1 protein-coding gene is annotated in these 2,217 nt (G+C 67.7%); it reads right to left on the bottom strand.

What is annotated here, in order from left to right; genetic code table 11:
* Nucleotides 1-78 precede the first annotated feature (78 nt).
* Nucleotides 79-2,217: aminomethyl-transferring glycine dehydrogenase (gene gcvP / locus AAHM40_RS26935; RefSeq protein WP_342247429.1), on the bottom strand; the 2,139-nt coding region annotated here is incomplete at its 5' end.

A 2,217-nucleotide genomic window follows, 5' to 3' on the forward strand; every position in this document is an offset into this window, starting at 1 on the left:
GCTGTAGGAGCGAGCTTGCTCGCGAATGGCTCCGGCAGAGCGCTTCGCCAGCAAGCTGGCTCCTACAGAGGATCGCCGTCAAGCGTCCTGATAGGCCTCGATGGACGGGCAGGCGCAGACCAGGTTGCGGTCGCCGTAGACGTTGTCCACGCGACCCACCGGCGGCCAGTACTTGCCTTCCACCAGGCTGGCGGTGGGGTACACGGCCAGCTCGCGGCTGTAGTGATGGGTCCACTCGCCGACCAGTTCCGCCGCGGTGTGCGGGGCGTTCTTCAGCGGGTTGTCGTTGGCGTCCAGTTCACCGTTCTCCACGGCGCGGATTTCCTCGCGGATGCGGATCATGGCGTCGCAGAAGCGGTCCAGCTCTTCCTTGGACTCACTCTCGGTGGGCTCGATCATCAGGGTGCCCGGCACCGGGAAGGACATGGTCGGAGCGTGGAAACCGTAGTCGATCAGGCGCTTGGCCACGTCATCGACGCTGATGCCGCTGCTGTCCTTGAGCGGGCGCAGGTCGAGGATGCACTCGTGGGCCACCAGGCCGTTGCTGCCGGTGTAGAGCACCGGGTAGTGCTCCTCCAGGCGGCGGGCGATGTAGTTGGCATTGAGGATGGCCATCTGGGTCGCGCGACGCAGGCCTTCGCCACCCATCATGCGGATGTACATCCAGGTGATCGGCAGGATGCTGGCGCTGCCGAAGGGCGCGGCGCTGACGGCACCTTCCTTGCGGGCCATGTGTGCGTGGCCGGGCAGGAACGGCGCCAGGTGGGCTTTCACACCGATCGGGCCGACACCCGGACCGCCGCCGCCGTGGGGGATGCAGAAGGTCTTGTGCAGGTTCAGGTGGGACACGTCGCCACCGAACTGACCCGGGGCGCAGAGGCCGACCATGGCGTTCATGTTGGCGCCGTCGATGTACACCTGGCCGCCGTTGTCGTGGATGATCGCGCAGATTTCGCGAATGCCTTCCTCGAACACGCCGTGGGTGGACGGGTAGGTGATCATCAGCGCAGCGAGACGATCCTTGTGCTCTTCGGCCTTGGCTTTGAGGTCGGCGATGTCCACGTTGCCGCGGGCGTCGCACGCGGTCACGACCACGCGCATGCCGACCATGCTGGCGGTCGCCGGGTTGGTGCCGTGGGCCGATTGCGGGATCAGGCAGATGTCGCGCTGGTCGTCGCCGCGGCTCAGGTGGTAGGCGCGGATGGCCAGCAGGCCGGCGTACTCGCCCTGGGAGCCGGCGTTGGGCTGCAGCGACACGGCGTCATAGCCGGTAGCCTTGCACAGCATGGCTTCCAGCTCGGTGGTCAGCTCCAGGTAGCCTTGGGACTGCTCGGCTGGCGCGAAGGGGTGCAGGGCGCCGAACTCGGCCCAAGTCACCGGAATCATCTCGCTGGCGGCGTTCAGCTTCATGGTGCAGGAGCCCAGCGGAATCATGCTGCGGTCCAGGGCCAGGTCCTTGTCGGCCAGCTTGCGCAGGTAGCGCATCAGCTCGGTTTCCGAGTGGTAGCGGTTGAACACCGGGTGGCTGAGGATCGCGGATTGGCGCAGCAGGGCAGTTGGCAGGCGGCTGGCGACGCTGGCGGCCAGTTCGGCGAAGGCAGGCAGGGGCTGGCCATTGGCGAAGATCGCCCAGAGCTGCTCGATATCGGTCTGGGTGGTGGTTTCGTCCAGGGACAGGCCGAGGCGCTCGGCATCCACTTCACGCAGGTTGATCTGCTGGGCGCGGGCTTTGGCGTGCAACTCGGCGGTCTGGGCGTCGGTGGCCAGGGTCAGGGTGTCGAAGAACGCTTCCTGCTCGACCTTAACGCCGAGCTTGGCCAGGCCCTGGGCCAGGATGGCGGTCATCTGATGCACGCGCTGGGCGATGCGGGTCAGCCCCTGCGGGCCGTGGTAGACGGCGTACATGCTGGCGATGTTGGCCAGCAGCACCTGGGCGGTGCAGATGTTGCTGGTGGCCTTCTCGCGGCGGATGTGCTGCTCGCGGGTCTGCATGGCCAGGCGCAGGGCCGGCTTGCCGTGACGGTCGATGGACACGCCGACCAGGCGGCCGGGCATGTCGCGCTTGAAAGCATCGCGGGTGGCGAAGTAGGCCGCGTGCGGGCCGCCGAAGCCCAGCGGCACACCGAAGCGTTGGGCGCTGCCCAGGGCGACGTCAGCGCCGAACTCGCCGGGCGGGGTGAGCAGGGTCAGGGCCAGCAGGTCGGCGGCGACCGCCAC

It is taken from the genome of Pseudomonas sp. OTU5201 (assembly GCF_038440135.1).
Taxonomy (GTDB): Bacteria; Pseudomonadota; Gammaproteobacteria; order Pseudomonadales; family Pseudomonadaceae; genus Metapseudomonas; species Metapseudomonas resinovorans.